Source organism: Nonomuraea solani (assembly GCF_900108335.1).
In the GTDB taxonomy this organism is placed as follows: domain Bacteria; phylum Actinomycetota; class Actinomycetes; order Streptosporangiales; family Streptosporangiaceae; genus Nonomuraea; species Nonomuraea solani.
This window is the reverse complement of record NZ_FNVT01000004.1, coordinates 53,462-68,867: the sequence shown is the minus strand read 5'-3', so window position 1 is coordinate 68,867 and position 15,406 is coordinate 53,462. Positions and strand designations below refer to the sequence as shown.

At 68.8% G+C, this 15,406-nt stretch carries 13 protein-coding genes and 1 pseudogene; 13 read left to right on the top strand and 1 reads right to left on the bottom strand.

What is annotated here, in order from left to right; genetic code table 11:
* Nucleotides 1–55 precede the first annotated feature (55 nt).
* From C4V41_RS15810 to C4V41_RS60705, 6 genes are all read left to right on the top strand, one after another.
* On the top strand, nt 56–427 hold the full coding sequence (locus C4V41_RS15810; protein ID WP_103956652.1) for an NADH-quinone oxidoreductase subunit A: 372 nt from the start codon (nt 56–58) through the stop codon (nt 425–427).
* Nucleotides 428–825: 398 nt separating this feature from the next.
* Complete coding sequence (locus C4V41_RS15805) at nt 826–1,884, top strand: M48 family metallopeptidase (RefSeq protein ID WP_103956651.1); 1,059 nt, start codon at nt 826–828, stop codon at nt 1,882–1,884.
* A gap of 39 nt (nt 1,885–1,923) precedes the next feature.
* Nucleotides 1,924–2,454 (top strand): NADH-quinone oxidoreductase subunit B, encoded by a 531-nt coding sequence (locus tag C4V41_RS15800; RefSeq protein WP_103956650.1) that lies wholly within the window; start codon nt 1,924–1,926, stop codon nt 2,452–2,454.
* A complete protein-coding gene (locus C4V41_RS15795) occupies nt 2,451–3,005 on the top strand; it encodes an NADH-quinone oxidoreductase subunit C (protein WP_103956649.1) in 555 nt (184 codons plus the stop codon). The genes C4V41_RS15800 and C4V41_RS15795 overlap by 4 nt, the downstream gene beginning before the upstream one ends.
* On the top strand, nt 2,998–3,939 hold the full coding sequence (nuoH, locus tag C4V41_RS15790) for an NADH-quinone oxidoreductase subunit NuoH (protein ID WP_103956648.1): 942 nt from the start codon (nt 2,998–3,000) through the stop codon (nt 3,937–3,939). The genes C4V41_RS15795 and nuoH overlap by 8 nt, the downstream gene beginning before the upstream one ends.
* A gap of 74 nt (nt 3,940–4,013) precedes the next feature.
* The gene (locus tag C4V41_RS60705) at nt 4,014–4,946 is read left to right on the top strand and encodes a hypothetical protein (protein ID WP_146103670.1); all 933 of its coding nucleotides are present in this window, start codon (nt 4,014–4,016) and stop codon (nt 4,944–4,946) included.
* 744 nt (nt 4,947–5,690) lie between these two features.
* Here the strand turns inward: C4V41_RS60705 and C4V41_RS15780 are convergent.
* A complete protein-coding gene (locus C4V41_RS15780; protein WP_160150294.1) occupies nt 5,691–6,890 on the bottom strand; it encodes a serine/threonine-protein kinase in 1,200 nt (399 codons plus the stop codon).
* A gap of 152 nt (nt 6,891–7,042) precedes the next feature.
* Here C4V41_RS15780 and C4V41_RS15775 point away from each other — a divergent pair, with 152 nt between their 5' ends.
* The 7 genes and pseudogenes from C4V41_RS15775 to htpX all read left to right on the top strand — a co-directional run bounded on the left by C4V41_RS15775 (nt 7,043) and on the right by htpX (nt 15,406).
* Nucleotides 7,043–8,293: a NuoI/complex I 23 kDa subunit family protein gene (locus tag C4V41_RS15775; RefSeq protein WP_103956645.1), complete on the top strand. Its 1,251-nt coding sequence runs from the start codon at nt 7,043–7,045 to the stop codon at nt 8,291–8,293.
* Nucleotides 8,290–9,075, top strand: a complete 786-nt coding sequence (locus C4V41_RS15770) for an NADH-quinone oxidoreductase subunit J family protein (protein ID WP_235030150.1) — start codon at nt 8,290–8,292, stop codon at nt 9,073–9,075. The genes C4V41_RS15775 and C4V41_RS15770 overlap by 4 nt, the downstream gene beginning before the upstream one ends.
* Nucleotides 9,075–9,356: pseudogene (nuoK, locus tag C4V41_RS66110) on the top strand (NADH-quinone oxidoreductase subunit NuoK); the annotation flags it as partial. The gene C4V41_RS15770 and the pseudogene nuoK, both read left to right, overlap by 1 nt.
* Before the next feature lie 206 nt (nt 9,357–9,562).
* A complete protein-coding gene (locus C4V41_RS15760; protein ID WP_103956643.1) occupies nt 9,563–11,437 on the top strand; it encodes an NADH-quinone oxidoreductase subunit 5 family protein in 1,875 nt (624 codons plus the stop codon).
* Nucleotides 11,434–12,951 (top strand): complex I subunit 4 family protein, encoded by a 1,518-nt coding sequence (locus C4V41_RS15755; protein WP_103956642.1) that lies wholly within the window; start codon nt 11,434–11,436, stop codon nt 12,949–12,951. The genes C4V41_RS15760 and C4V41_RS15755 overlap by 4 nt, the downstream gene beginning before the upstream one ends.
* Nucleotides 12,948–14,447: an NADH-quinone oxidoreductase subunit N gene (locus tag C4V41_RS15750; protein ID WP_103956641.1), complete on the top strand. Its 1,500-nt coding sequence runs from the start codon at nt 12,948–12,950 to the stop codon at nt 14,445–14,447. Before C4V41_RS15755 ends, C4V41_RS15750 begins: the two co-directional genes overlap by 4 nt.
* Before the next feature lie 107 nt (nt 14,448–14,554).
* A complete protein-coding gene (htpX, locus tag C4V41_RS15745) occupies nt 14,555–15,406 on the top strand; it encodes a zinc metalloprotease HtpX (RefSeq protein ID WP_103956640.1) in 852 nt (283 codons plus the stop codon).

The window sequence follows — 15,406 nt, the reverse complement described above, 5'->3', positions numbered from 1 at the left end:
GGGTCCAGAGGCTTTGACCTGGGTGGGTACCCGGCGCTGGGTTACGATCGCTCTCATGGACGGCTACTTCGGGTCGTACGTGCTCGTCGCCGCGCTGCTCGCCATCGGTGTCGCCATCGTGGCCGGCGCCCTGTTCGCCAACCGCCTCCTCCGCCCGACGCGGCCCACGCCGGAGAAGCTGACCACGTACGAGTGCGGGGTCGATCCGGTGGGTGACGGCTGGGCGCAGTCACAGATCCGCTACTACGTCTTCACGTACCTGTACGTGGTGTTCGCGGTGGACGCCGTCTTCCTGTTCCCCTGGGCCACCGTCTTCGACGCGCCCGGCTACGGGGTGACGACGCTGGTGGAGATGTTCGTCTTTTTGGGGTTCATCGCGCTGGGCATTGTGTACGCCTGGCGCAAACGGGTCCTGACCTGGACTTGAGCTTTGGCGCTCTGGCACCTTGATGTGCCATGTCCACCTGTCCCGAGTGCGGCCACTCCGTCAAACCTGGTTTTCCCGCGTGGTGCCCAGCCTGCGACTGGAACGTCTTACGCGACGTCTCACGTGACGCTTCCCAGGACGCTTCACTCGCGCGCCCGTCCCACCTGCCGGTCCGCGTGTCCCGTATGTCGGCCCTTGTGTCCCGCTTCCAGGCCCGCCTCGTCCGCGACCTGCACACCAGCATCACCGGCCCCCACCGGCTCACCACGGAATCACCCGCACCCGCCCCGCAATCACCTGCGGTTGCCCCACCCAGCGCGGAATCGCCCACCGCCGAATCACCCATCGTCGGCCCGCCCCTTGTCGCCCCGGCCTTTACCTCCCCGCTCAATGCCCCCTTGCCTGTCGCCACCCCACCTTTCGCCGCCCCTTCGGCGGGTTCGGCCAGGGTTGCGAGCCTCGCCCTAGCCTGGCTGGTCCACCTTCTCGCCCCCGCCTTCCTCCTCCTCGGCCTGTACCTCCTGACCCGCTGGACCCTCTTCCTCATCCTGCCCGCCATCGTGGCCCTCGACCTGGCCTGGCTGCTGCGCCCCCGCCCCGTACCCTTCCCGCAGGGCGCCGAGCGCCTCACCCGCGACGACGCCCCGTCCCTGTTCGCCCTGCTCGACCGGATCGGCGCCGAGGTCGGAGCGCCCAGGACCGACGTGGTGGCCGTCAGCGGCGCGGTGAACGCCTCGTTCCGCACCTACGGCCGCCGGCGCCGGCGCTTGGTCGAGATCGGTTACCCCCTGTGGCTGATCCTCACCCCGCAGGAACGAGTCGCGCTCCTGGCCCACGAGATGGCCCATTCGAGCAACGGCGACGGCCGGCACGGGCTCGTCGTGGGCGGCGCGCTGCACTCGCTCCACGTGCTGCGCGACGTGACGAGGTTCGACTGGGAATCGGGCGACGGCGTGGCCCGGTTCTTCGCCGAGACCCTGCTGGCGGTGCTCGGGTTGCCCGTGCGCGGGCTCATCCTGGTGATGGAACTGCTGCTGTACCGCTCGTCGCAGCGTGCCGAATATCGGGCCGACGAGATGGGCGCGCGGGTGGCGGGCGCGCCTGCCATGCACTCGCTGCTGGACGGGCTGGTCACCAGGGCGATTTCCGCCGCCAGGTTCCTGGGCACGAGCGCCCATTTCAGGAAACCCGAGGACATGTGGGCATCGCTGCGGGCGGCCGTGAACGAGGTGCCCGACTCCGAGTACGAACGCCGCCGCCGCGCCGCCCGCCTGGAAGAGCTGCGGGTGGACCAGACGCATCCGGCGACGTACCTGCGGATGGAATGGGTGGCGCTGCTGGCGTACCCGGAAGCCAGGGTGCACATGACGGAGGCCGTCGAGCACGAGCTCGAAGCCCCCGCCGCGCGCGTGGCCGGAACGGTCAGAGAAAACGCCCAATCAGCCCTGTACCACTGATTCCTTTGCCTGACATGTGATCCGCGTCAGAATGGACCCATGGCAGCAACGGATCTCCCGATGCCCACCGTGGGCCCCATCTCCAGGTTGGCACCCAAGCCCATGCGCTTCGTGCTCAACTGGGGGCGCCGCTATTCCCTGTGGGTCTTCAACTTCGGGCTGGCCTGCTGCGCCATCGAGTTCATCGCGACCTCGACCAGCCGGCACGACTTCATCCGCTTCGGCGTGATCCCGTTCGCGAACGGCCCGCGGCAGGCCGACCTCATGATCGTCTCGGGCACGGTCACCGACAAGATGGCCCCCGCCGTCAAGCGCCTCTACGAGCAGATGCCCGATCCCAAGTACGTGATCTCGTTCGGCGCCTGCTCCAACACCGGCGGCCCCTACTGGGACTCCTACTGCGTGACCAACGGCGTGGACCAGATCATCCCGGTGGACGTCTACGTACCCGGCTGCCCGCCCAGACCCGAAGCGCTCCTGTACGGGATCATGAAACTCCAGGAGAAGATCGCCGGCGAGAAGCTCAGCGACCGCTACGTCTGGTCCCGCACCCACACGGACCAGGCATGACCGGCCCGGCCGCCGACCGCGTTGCCGAGCGGTTCGGCGAGCGTGCTCAGATCACCGAGTCGTACGGCGACACCACCATCGACGTCGCCCCCGCCGACTGGATCGAGCTGCTCACCCACGTCCGCGACGACCTCGGCCACACCTTCTTCGACTGGCTGACCGGCGTCGACGACCCGCCCGAGTCCTTCCAGATCGTGGTCCACGTCTACAACCCGGAGGCCGGCCGGCGCCTGCTGCTGCGCACCCGGGTGCCGCGCGAGGACCCGCACCTGCCCACCGCCGTCGGCGTCTATCGCGGGGCGAACTGGCACGAGCGCGAGACGTACGAGATGTTCGGTGTGATCTTCGACGGGCATCCCCACCTGGTGCCGCTGCTCCTGCCCGACGGCTTCGAGGGCCACCCGCTCCGCAAGGATTTCATCCTGGCCGCCCGCGTGGCCAAGCCGTGGCCGGGCGCCAAGGAGCCCGGCGAGTCCGGGCACGGCTCGCCGAGCCGCCGCAAGACGCTTCCGCCAGGAGTACCAGCCGACTGGGGGCCGCCCGATGCTTGACGTCATCCTCAGCTTCGCCGTCATCCTCGTCGCCTTCCTGGTCCTGCCGCTGATCATCGGTCAGACCGAGCACAAGGTCATGGCGCACATGCAGTCGCGCCTCGGGCCCATGTACGCGGGCGGCTTCCACGGCTGGGCGCAGCTCATCGCCGACGGGGTGAAGTTCGCGCAGAAGGAGGACGTCATCCCGGCCGCGGCCGACCGCCGCATCTTCATGATCGCCCCTGGGGTGGCGCTGGTCCCGTACCTGGTCGTGCTGATCGCCATCCCCTTCGACCGCGACTTCGTGGCCGTGGACCTCGACCTCGGCCTCTTCTTCGTCCTCGCCGTCATGGGCATCGGGGTGCTCGGCTCGATCATGGCGGGGTGGGCGTCGGCCAACAAGTACTCCGTGCTCGGCGGCATGCGGTCGGCGGCTCAGCTCATGTCGTACGAACTGCCGCTGGTCCTGGCCGCCTCGTCGGTGGCCATGGCGGCGGGCACACTGTCGCTTCCCGGGATCGCCGCGGCGTGGCAGTGGTGGTGGCTGCCGTGGCAGGCCATCGGCGGCGTCGTGTTCTTCCTGGCGGGCCTGGCCGAGCTGCGGCGCCCGCCGTTCGACATGCCGATCGCCGAGTCCGAGATCATCATGGGCCCGATGACCGAATACACCGGCATGCGCTTCGCGCTCTTCATGCTCGCCGAGTACGCCGGAATCGTCGTCCTGTCGTTCCTGACCACGGTGCTGTTCCTGGGCGGCTGGCAGGGTCCTTTCCTGCCCGGCTGGCTCTGGACGCTGGTCAAGGTCTTCGTGCTGGCGTTCATCGTGATCTGGCTGCGCGTGACCTATCCCCGGCTTCGCGAGGACCAACTCCAGAAACTCGCCTGGGCCGTACTCGTCCCTCTGGCGCTCGTCCAGTTGGCACTCACCGGCGTCGTCAAGGTCCTCATCTAGCCTGAAACTTTAATTCCGCCTTATTCGTCCTTCTGAGCATGGGCAGGGGGCCCGGGGCTCAGGGGGAATGACTCGTGAATCAACTCCATCCATGCGCAGGGGCGACCAAAGACAGCCCATGCCCGAAAACCGTACTCACGTCCGGCGACCATGACCGCACGCTGACGGTCACGAACAATGTCACCGGCGAATCCGTACGACTGGCACCATCACGCCTTTACCATTACCGCCACGACTCCACCGAGGGCCTCGCCGCCCTGGACACCGACGGCCTGGTCCTGGCCGACTTACCCGGCGACTGGTACCCACCCCACCTGCGCGACTTCGCTCTCAAGGCCGGCCTCCCCTTGGAGGACGCCCGCGACCGCTCACCAGGCGAAATGAAAGCCGTCCTGGCCGCCCGAGCCCCAGGTTGGCAACGCATTCGCGGCCTACCCTTGCCTTCCATCGCCAAGTGGCGCAAACCCGTAGCCATCGGCGTGGCCGTGGCGGGCGTGGTCGTCATGGCGTACCTGGCCTCACTCGGACTGTGGGCCGCCTGGCGCGGCCTGTCCTCGATCGGCCGCCTGATCCTGGACATCCTCGAAGCCAAATGGCTGGTGGTGGCCTTCAGCCCCGCCTTGTTGTTCCTCCGCCCCGCAATGGCCCGCGCCCACCGCTGGCGCAGAAAACGCGGCACAGTCCTCGGCCCTGCGGGCGGCCCTTATCTCAGCGCCAAATCCGCCACCAAACTCCAGATAACGTACGGCAACGAAGCCATTACCGAAATCTACCGAGGTGAGAACCACGGCCAGGCGTTCAGCCTGCTCCTCTACAGCTACGAAAACCTGACGGGCCTGCTAATCCTCGACCGATTCGGCCGCTCCCTCCATCACCTCCCCGGCCGCTGGTCCCCAGAGGAAGCCAACCGCTTCGCCGACCGCCACGGCCTCATGCTCGCCGTACACCGGGTAACACACGAGGAATACCTGTCCCTCACCAAGGGCAGCAAAGACGCCACCCCCTAACCCTCTCCACCCCAACCCAAGGAGCCTCTCCACCTCAGCTCAAGGAGAGAGACAGCCTCCCAACTACCTCCATGGGAAAGACCACCTCCCCACCACTCTCACCCCGCGCCAACGAAAAGAACCGCCAGCCGCCACCCTCTCCCGCACCACCGAAGGGGCTGCCCACCGTCACCCTCTCCCGCACCACCGGAGGGGCTGCCCACCGTCACCCTCTCCACGCCGACAATGGCGCTGCCTGCCATCACCCTCGGCCCGAGCCGACAAAGGACCGCCGCCACCCTCTCCCCGCATCGACGGAGGTGCCGCTCGCCTTCACCCTCTCCCGCGCCGACAGGGGACTGCCCCACCGACGGCCCCGCGCCTACGAAGGGCCTGCCCGCCCCAGGCTCGCCCCGCGCCGACCGGGGACTGCCCACCGACGGCCTCGCGCCTACGAAGGGCCCGTCCGCCGCACTCTCACCCGCGCCTACGAAGGGCCTGCCCGCCGCAGGCTCGCCCCGCGCCGACAGGGGACTGCCCACCGTGCAGACCTGCGCCACCACCCACCCGTGGACCTGTGCCACCATCCACCCGCAGATCTGTCCCACGCTCACCCGCAAACCTGCGGCACCACCCACCCCGAGGCCTGGCCATCACCCACCCGCAGACCGACGCCATCACCCGCCCGCAGATTCGGCACCGCCTCACCCCGTACCGCAACCTCAACCGCACGAGCCAAGCCCCGCGGCCAACGCCCACCCCACCTCAGCGAACGATCGCCAACATCACTTCCGAAGCTGAAGGCCGCTCATCAGGCCGCTTGTTGAGACAGGCCCCGACAATCCCTCGTAAACCGGGCGGCAACGGCGATAAGTCCGGGTGGAAGGTGAGCACCCGGTTGAACACCGCGGGCACCGTGTCCTCCCCGAACGCCGGCCGCCCCGTAGCCGCGAACATCATCGTCACAGCCCAGCTGAACACATCGGAAGCCGGCCCCACAGCCTCCCCGGTCAACTGCTCAGGCGACATATAGGGCGGCGTCCCCACCATTTTCCCGGACGTCATCGTCACCTGATCAAGCGCCCGCGCGATCCCGAAGTCGATCACCCGCGGCCCGTCGTGCCCGATCAGCACATTGCTCGGCTTGAAGTCACGATGCACGATCCCCGCCTTGTGGATGGCCGCCAACGCCCCGGCTGTGGACAACGCCAGCCGCGTCAGCCCGTCCTGATCCCGCGGCCCGTGCTTCTTGACGAGCTGTTCGAGCGACGGCCCTTCCACATATTCGCTGACGATGTACGCGTGCTGCCCGTTGATGTTCACGTCCAGCACCCGGGCTGTGGAAAACGTCGCCACCCGCCTGGCCGTCTCCACCTCCCGCGCGAACCGCGCCCGCGCCGTCTCATCGACCAGATCGTGCAGCACCTTCACGGCCACCCGCACCCCGTTGGGCGCCATGGCCAGATAAACCGCCCCTTGTCCACCGCGCCCCAGCGACCGCAGCACCCGATAGTGCCCGATCCACTCCAGTTGCCCGGGCCGCGGCCGATGATGGTGGGTGGGCGCGGTGGTCCGCTGACCCAGATCCACCCGCGGATCCAGGTGCGGATTCAGGTGCGGGTACGCGGGTGCCTTGAGCCGGGCCTTCACCATGAAGGGCACCAGAATCCCGGAGTGGATCACGCCGCCGATCCAGCTGACCACCAGCCCCAGCGAGACGAGCCCGGACAGAGGCTGAGGAATGTCGTCGAAGTTGTCGTACGCCAAAGCCGCGATCACGAACGACCCGATGCCGACCAGGTAGGCGGACGCGGCGATGATCTGCCAGACGCTGCGCAGCCAGAAACCCGCGAACCCGATCGTGAACGGGGTCGCCAGGCCGCACGAGATCAGGGGCAGAATGGCCCACACGATCGCGGCCGCCCACGCCCCGCCACTGGGACGGATCTGATGGCTGTGCTGCATGGCCGAGAGACTATCGCCCCGCCGAGTTTCGTACCGGCTATGCACACAGCTTGTGGATAACCTCCCCCCAACCTGTGGATGACTGTGGAAAAACTGGGGACAACGCCCTGGCTCATTCACCTGCGCGGCCAAGTACGTCATGATGTTGAACCATGGCGCGGATTCCGGGAGTCGGACTGGCAAAGGGGCTGTCCATCACCCTTCGCCACATGTTGCGCAAATCGGTCACGCAGCAATATCCCGAGGTCAAGCCCACCCTCCCGCCCCGCAGTCGAGGCGTTATCGCCCTGGTTGAGGAAAACTGCACCTCTTGCATGCTCTGTGCCCGAGAGTGTCCCGACTGGTGCATCTACATCGACTCCCACAAGGAGACGATCCCCGCCCCTGAAGGCGGCCGCGCCCGCCAGCGCAACGTCCTCGATCGGTTCGCCATCGACTTCGCGCTGTGCATGTACTGCGGCATCTGCATCGAGGTCTGCCCCTTCGACGCCCTCTTCTGGTCCCCGGAGTTCGAGTACGCGGAAGGCGACATCCGCAACCTCCTCCACGAAAAGGACAAGCTCGCCACCTGGACCCAAACGGTCCCCGTGCCTCCGCCCCACGACCCAGGCGCCGAGCCTCCCAAGGAACTGACGGCCGCCCCCCGCCGCCCAGCGGCAGACCGCCCCGCCCGTACGGCCGCCCCCCGCCCCCGTACGGCCACAAAAGAGACCACCACGCAGCAGGACAGCGCCCCAGCGGCCCCTCCCGCCGACGCCCCGGCTCCCACCGCGGAACCAACGCCGGACACCACGCCCGGCACCTTGGAGACAAAGCCCGCAGCCGAGTCCCCGACCACGGAGGCGCCGGAAACCGGCCCCGCAACGCCATCACGCACCCCGGGCCGCCCCCGCCGCGCCGTGACGAACGTCCGAGGAATCCGCCCCCCAGGAGCCCTCCCACCCGACGCCCCCGCCACCACTCCTGAGCCCCAACAGCCAGGAGACGAGCCCACCCCCGCGACAGACACCCAGCCCACAGAGCCCGGCCAGGCTGACACCACCGTCGGGACCCGCCCGGACGATGAAGGTGCCGCCACAGAGACCGGCCCGGACGCCGGCGACGCGGGGCCAGGCCAGGGAGATGCCGGCGCCACCGCGGAGACCGGCCCCACCCCGCCCGCCGACAACGAGCCGGCCGCCGGTCCGACCCCAGAGCAGCCCCAGAGCCAGACTTCATCCACAGGACGACCGCCCCCACAAAAGTTGTCCACAGCCTCGGGCGAACCGCAACCGGAACCCGAAGCGGAGGAGCAGACTTCTGCCGCGAGCCCCCGCAGGCGAAAGATGGCCGATCCACGGTCCATCCGACCGCCGGGGCGGCTCGGCCCTGATGACACGAGGGAGTCCGAGGAGGAGTCGTGACCGAGGCGGTGCCCTCCTACCTGTCACCCACCGGGCAAGAGATCGTCTTCTTGCTGCTGGGTGCGGTGGCGGTTGGTTCAGCGCTGCTCGTCGTCACGACCAAACAACTGGTCCACGCCGCCCTCTGGCTGGTGCTCTGCTTCGGCGCCCTGGCCGGCGGCTATCTCGTCCTGACCGCGGAGTTCGTGGCCTGGGTCCAGGTCCTGATCTATGTGGGCGCGGTGGTGGTCCTGATGCTGTTCGGCATCATGCTCACCCGCGCCCCCATCGGCCGCTCCGCCGACCTCGACAGCGGCAACAGACCGGTCTCGGCCCTGGTGGCGGTGGCGACGGCGGCCATCCTGGTCACGGTGGTCATCGACGGCTTCCGTACGGCCTACACCCCGCTCACCCCCGGCCAGGGAGCCGCGAAGGAGCTCGGCGCCAGCGTGTTCGCCACCTGGGTGCTCCCGTTCGAGGCGCTGTCGGTCCTCCTGCTGGCCGCCTTGATCGGCGCCATCGTCCTGTCCCGCACCGACATCCCGGGCGGCTCCCCGAACGACCCGTCCCGCCCAGGCATCCCAAGCGGCTCCCCGAACGGCGCCGACAACACCACGACGGGCAACGGCGCGACCGGGAGCGCGGAAGCACCCACGACAACCGCAGCCACCACGGCACTAGAAAACGCGCCTAGCTCAGAGCGGGCCGGAAACGCACGCCCCGAAAAGCCCCAGCCGGGGAACACCGCATCACCCGACCGGACCGTGGGCGGCCCGCCGCCCGACCAGACCGGGGGTCATTAGTGCACATCGTCTACCCGGCGGTCGTCTCCGCGCTCCTCTTCTCCATCGGCGTCTACGGCGTGCTCGCCCGGCGCAACACGATCCTCGTGCTGATGTCGGTGGAGCTGATGCTCAACGCCGTCAACCTCAACCTGGTCGCGTTCGACGTCTGGCTGGGAGACCGCCTGCACAGCGGCCAGGTGCTGACCCTCTTCGTCATCGTCATCGCGGCCGCCGAGGTGGGCCTCGGCCTGGCCATCGTGCTGGCGCTCTACCGCAACCGCCGCACCGTCGACATCGACCACCTCCGCGACCTGGCCGAACCCGCCATCACATCAAGCACCCCGGCGGACGAAACCACCAACGACGGCCTGACCTATCAGCCACATCCCCCGACCGAAACGGCCGAAAACCGGCAGGGGAGGCCAAAAGCACCAGACCAGACGAAGCGAGCGGAGACCGAAGAAGGCCGCGGCGACGAACAGCCCGCCAAGCGAGGTGGCACGCTATGACGACCTTCCCGCTCCTGGCCGTCCTCCTCCCTTTCATTGCCGCCTTCGCCGGCCTGCTCCTCTCCCGCCGGCGAACAAGCCGGCCGAACACCAGAGCGGCCTGGATCGCGATCCTCCCCACCGCGGCCTCAGCGATCCTGGCCACATACCTGGCCTGGCACCACGGCCTCGCCTATCTCACAGAAACGACCGCGCCGCCCCCCACGGGCCAGACCTACGGCACGATCGTCACCGGCGGCATCCCGATCTCCCTGACGATCCAGGCCGACGACCTGTCCGCCATCCTCGGCGTCCTGGTGACCGCCGTGGCGCTGGCCGTACAGGTCTATTCGGTCGGCTATCTCAAAGGCGACCCGCGCTACCCCTCCTACAGCGCGTTCATCAGCCTGTTCACCAGCGCCATGCTCCTGGTGATCTACGCGGGCGACCTCCTGGTCCTCTACGTGGGCTGGGAGATCATGGGCCTGTGCTCCTACCTGCTCATCGGCCACTGGTGGGAAGACCGGAGCAATTCACGCGCGGCGGTCAAGGCGTTCCTCGTCACCCGCCTCGGCGACGTCGGCTTCCTGTTCGGCATCTTCGTCCTCGGTACGGCGGCCGGCAGCTTCAGCATCACCGAAGTTCTGGCCAAGGTGCCGGAAATGTCGCAGGCCACCCTGGTGACGGCCACGATGCTCCTGCTGGCCGGCGTGGCGGGCAAGAGCGCCCAGGTGCCGCTGCACACCTGGCTCCCCGACGCCATGGCGGGCCCGACACCGATCAGCGCCCTGATCCACGCCGCCACCATGGTCGCCGCCGGCATCTTCATCGTGGCCAGACTGTTCGGCGCGTTCCTCGGCGCCCCGGCCACGCTCGACGTCCTGGCCGTCATCGCCGCGCTCGGCATGCTCGGCGCCGCGCTGGCCGCGCTCGCGCAGGACGACCTGAAACGCGTGCTCGCCTACTCCACGGTCAGCCAGCTCGCCTACATGGCCGGCGGCCTGGCCGCGGGCTCCGACACGGCGGCCATCTTCCACCTGCTGACCCACGGCGCGTTCAAGGCACTGCTGTTCCTCTGCGCGGGCGCGGTGATCCACCACGTCGGCTCCAACCTGATGACCCAGATGGGCGGCCTGCGGCGCGAGCTGCCGGTCACGTTCGTCACGATGACGATCGGATTCGCCGCCCTCATGGGCCTCCCGCCGGCCAGCGGTTTCTTCAGCAAGGACGGGGTCCTGCTGGCCATGGACGAGGCGCTGTCGACCGGCGGCCTGACGGACGCGGCCGCCCTTCTCCTGTACGGCTGCGCGCTCGCGACCGTGGCCGTCACCGGCGCCTATGCCGCCAGAGCCTGGCTGCGCACCTTCTTCGGCCAGGCCAGAGTCGTGGCGCTCCCGGAGCCCGAACCCGGCATGGCCCACGTCGTGGACGTCAGGGAGGCCCCGCGGACGATGCTCGTGCCCGTCGTCCTCCTCGCCGTCCCCGCCCTGCTGCTGGGCTTCGCCGTGGAGCCGCACCTGGACCTCGGTGTGGCGGCCATCAGCGTCGTGCTCGCGCTGCTGGGCGCCGGGGCGGTCTACGCGTTCTGGCGCATGGACCCCGTCGCCGACCCGGCCCGCTTCCTGGGCCCGTTGAGAGTGCCCTGCGAGCGGGCGTTCTACGTGGACGAGCTGTACGCCGCGCTGTTCGTACGCCCGGTGCTGGCCCTGGCCAGACTCGTGGTCAGGACCGACGACGTGGTCGTGGACGGCGCGGTACGCGGCTCGGGCAGATCTGCGCGCGGATTGTCCGGAGTGCTGCGACTGGCCCAGAACGGCAATGTTCAGCTCTACGTGAGCGGCGTGCTCGCCGGTGTCCTGTTGATCGTGATCGGGGCGGTGGTGTTCTCGTGACGGGCTGGCTCCCCACCGCGCTGCTCGCCGTACCACTGCTCGGCGCGCTCCTGCTTCTCCTCGCCCCACAGTTGCTCAGCCGCGCGTACGGACTCGTCCTGTCCGGCCTCACCCTGGCGCTGAGCCTGCTGATGCTGGCGACGTTCGACTACGGCGCGCCCGCGCGCGTGCAGTTCGAGATCGACCAGCCGTGGATCCCCGGGCTCGGCCTGCGCTTCCACCTCGGCGTCGACGGAATCTCGCTGCCCCTGATCGCGCTGACGGCCCTGCTGACGTTCCTGTGCTTCGTCTACCTGTTCAAAGACGGGCAGAGCAGGCCACGGGCGCTCGTGTTCACGCTGCTCGTGCTCGAAGTGGGCATGATCGGTACGTTCCTCGCCCTCGACCTCCTCCTCTTCTTCGTCTTCTTCGAGATCGTCCTCATCCCGATGTACTTCCTGATCGGCATCTGGGGCGGCGAAGGGCGCCGGGCGGCGTCGATCAAGTTCATCCTCTACACGCTGCTCGGCTCGGTCGTGATGCTGCTCGGCCTGCTGCTCGTCTGGGCCCAGACCGGCACCCTCGACATCGTGGCGCTGAGCGCGGCTCACGGCGCGGGCATGGCCAGGTCCGTACAGATCCTGGCATTCGTGGCGATCGGCATCGGCCTGGCGGTGAAGACGCCCATGTGGCCCCTGCACACGTGGCTGCCCGACGCCCACACGGAGGCCCCCACCGTCGGCTCCGTGCTGCTCGCCGGGGTGCTGCTCAAAATGGGCACGTACGGCTTCGCCAGGATCGCCATCCCCGTCCTCCCCGAGGGCGCGGCGGCCGTGGCGCCGTGGCTGGGCGCGTTCGCCGTGGTCGGCATCGTGTACGGCGCCCTCGCCTGCCTGGCCCAGCGCGACCTCAAACGCATGATCGCCTACTCGTCCGTCGGCCACATGGGCTTCGTCCTGCTCGGCTTCGCCACGCTGACCCCCGTGGGCATCAACGGCGCCCTCTTCGCGAACGTCGCCCACGGCCTGATCACCGGCCTGCTGTTCTTCCTGGCCGGCGCCATCAAGGAGCGCTACCACACCGCCGACATGCCCTCGCTCGGCGGCGGCCTGCTGGCCAGGCTGCCCCGGCTGGGCTCGGTGCTGACGTTCGCCTGCGTCGCCTCGCTCGGGCTGCCGGGGCTGGCCGGGTTCTGGGGCGAGATGCTGGCGCTGTTCGGGGCGTTCCAGCCGGCGGGCGGGCTGCCGCGCGGCCTGTTCCTCACGTACATGGTGATCGGGGGACTGGGCGCGGTCCTGACGGCGGCGTACTTCCTGGTCATGCTCTCCCGCGTCACCCACGGCCGCACCCAGGACGAAAGCCCGTCCGCGGCCATCGCCGTCAAGGCACCCCCCTTCGCGACGGACATCAAACAGTACGAACTGCTCGCCTGGACACCCCTGGTGATCCTGACCCTGCTCTTCGGCCTCTGGCCCGGCCTGCTGCTGTCGCTCACCACACCGTCCGTGCAGACCCTGCTGGGAGCCTTCTCATGATCCAGCAGATCGACTATTTCGCGATAGCGCCCCCGCTGGCGCTCGCACTGGTCGCGGGCCTGGTGCTGCTGCTCGACGCGTTCCTTCCCGCCGCCTCCCGCACGAAGACCGCTCTGGGCGCCATCACCCTCGCCGGCATCGTGCTCTCCCTCGGCTTCGTCATCGCCCAGGCGGTCAGGGGTGGGACACGGTCCACGTTCTGTGTCCCACCCAACCTCGAACCCCAGCAACTGTGCTCGTTCGTCGTGGACAGATTCACGCTGGTGTTCGCCGGCCTGGTCCTGGTGGCCGCCGTCGTCGTGGTCGCGATGTCGTTCACCGAACTGGCGGGCGGCGGCATTCCGGTCGGAGAGTGGTACTTCCTCCTCCTCTGCACCCTCGTCGGCGCCGTCACCCTGCCCGCCTCCCGCGACTTGATCATGCTGGTGGTGGCGCTCGAACTGGTCTCACTCCCGGTCTTCGCCCTCACTGCCCTGAAACGCTACGACGGCCGCGCCTCCGAGGCCGCCGTGAAGCTCTTCGTCGTCTCGGTCGTCTCCACGGCGATCATGCTGTTCGGCGTCTCACTCCTGTACGGCATCGCGGGCACGGTCTACCTGTCACGCCTGTCGGAGGTGTTCACCGGCGCCGTACCGGCACCGGGCGTGGCCCTGACGGCCAGTGTCGTCACGGTCGGCGTCGTCCTCGTGGTGGCCGGCTTCGCCTTCAAGATCGCGGCGGTGCCGTTCCACTCCTGGGCGGCCGACGTCTACCAGGGCGCGCCCATCCCCGTGGCCGCCCTTCTCTCGGTCATCTCCAAAGCGGCCGGATTCGCCGGGCTGATCCTGGTCCTGGTCACCGCCCTGTCCGGCCAGGCCGCGACCTGGGCCCCGATCATGGCGATCATCGCCGCGCTGACCATGACCGTGGGCAACCTGCTCGCCATGCGGCAGCGCTCGGCCGTACGCCTGCTGGCGTGGTCCTCGGTCGCGCAGTCCGGTTACATCCTGGCTCCGCTGGCGGTCACGTCGGCCGAGCTCATGCCGGGCGCGATCAGCGCGTCCATGGCGTACCTGGTCATCTACGCCGCCATGAACCTCGGCGCGTTCGCCGTCGTCATGCTCGTGTCGAAGACCTCCGCGCGCAACGAACTCGACGACTACCGCGGCCTGGCCCTGCGCCGTCCGGCGGCGGGCATCGCGCTCGCGTTCTGCCTGGTCTGCCTGGCCGGCCTGCCGCCCGGGCTGGCCGGGCTCTTCGCCAAGGTCTTCGTCTTCCGCGAGATCATCGAGACCGGTTCCGGCTGGCTGGCGCTGGTCATGGCCGTCAACACGGTGATCGGCCTCTACTACTACGTCGTCTGGACGGCCCGCCTCTTCGCCCCGGCCGCCGGGCTGGCGCCGCGCCCACACCCTTCGACCTGGTTCGCGATCGGCCTGGCCCTGGTGGCGGTCGTCCTGTTCTCGATCGCCCCGCAGTTCGTTCTCGACCTGACGTCCTTGTCCGCCTCTGGCTGAACAGCACGCGGCAAGTCGCGCTCCGCCCTCAACTGAGCACTGCGGGGAACGAAGGACCGGGTCATCGTCGTTGGACGAGGTGAACCCAGGCCACGAGAGGGGGAACCTTGCACCACAACGGTCTGCGCACCGCCGTTCTGCTCGGCGGGCTGTCTGCGCTGATTGTCGGGGTGGGCGCGTGGTTGGGCGGCGGCACCGGAATGCGGTTCGCGCTCGTGCTCGCCCTGGCGAGCAGCGGCATCGCCTACTTCTTCTCCGACCGCATCGCGTTGTCGGCCATGCGGGCAAGGCCCGTCAGCGAGGTCGAACACCCCACGCTCTACCGAATCGTCCGCGAGCTCTCGACCGAGGCACGCCAGCCGATGCCACGCCTGTACATCTCGCCGACGGTGCAGCCGAACGCGTTCGCGACCGGCAGGAGCCCCCGCCAGGCCGCGGTCTGCGTGACGTACGGGCTGACCAAGCTGCTCGACGAGGCCGAACTGCGCGGCGTGATCGGGCATGAGCTGTCGCATGTGTACAACCGGGACATCCTCATCTCCTCGGTCGCCGGTGCGCTCGCCACGATGATCACTTGGGTCAGTTATGTGGCCGTGTTCTTCGGCGGCTCTGACGACGACGAGGGTCCTGGCTTCTTGGGGGCGCTGCTGATGATGGTGCTCGGTCCGGTGGCGGCCGGGATGGTGCAGATGGCGATATCTCGCACAAGGGAGTTCCAGGCCGACGAATCGGGCGCTCGGCTGACCGGCGACCCCCTCGCACTCGCCTCCGCACTCCGCAAGATCGAGATGGGCGCCCGCAGACTTCCGCTCCCCGAGAACAGCCGCCTCACCTCGGCCTCGCACATGATGATCGCCAACCCGTTCAGCGGCTCCGGCGTCGGCCGCCTGTTCTCCACGCACCCGCCCACGTCCGAGCGGGTCGCGCGCCTCGAGCGCATGGCCGGCTACCGCCGCTGA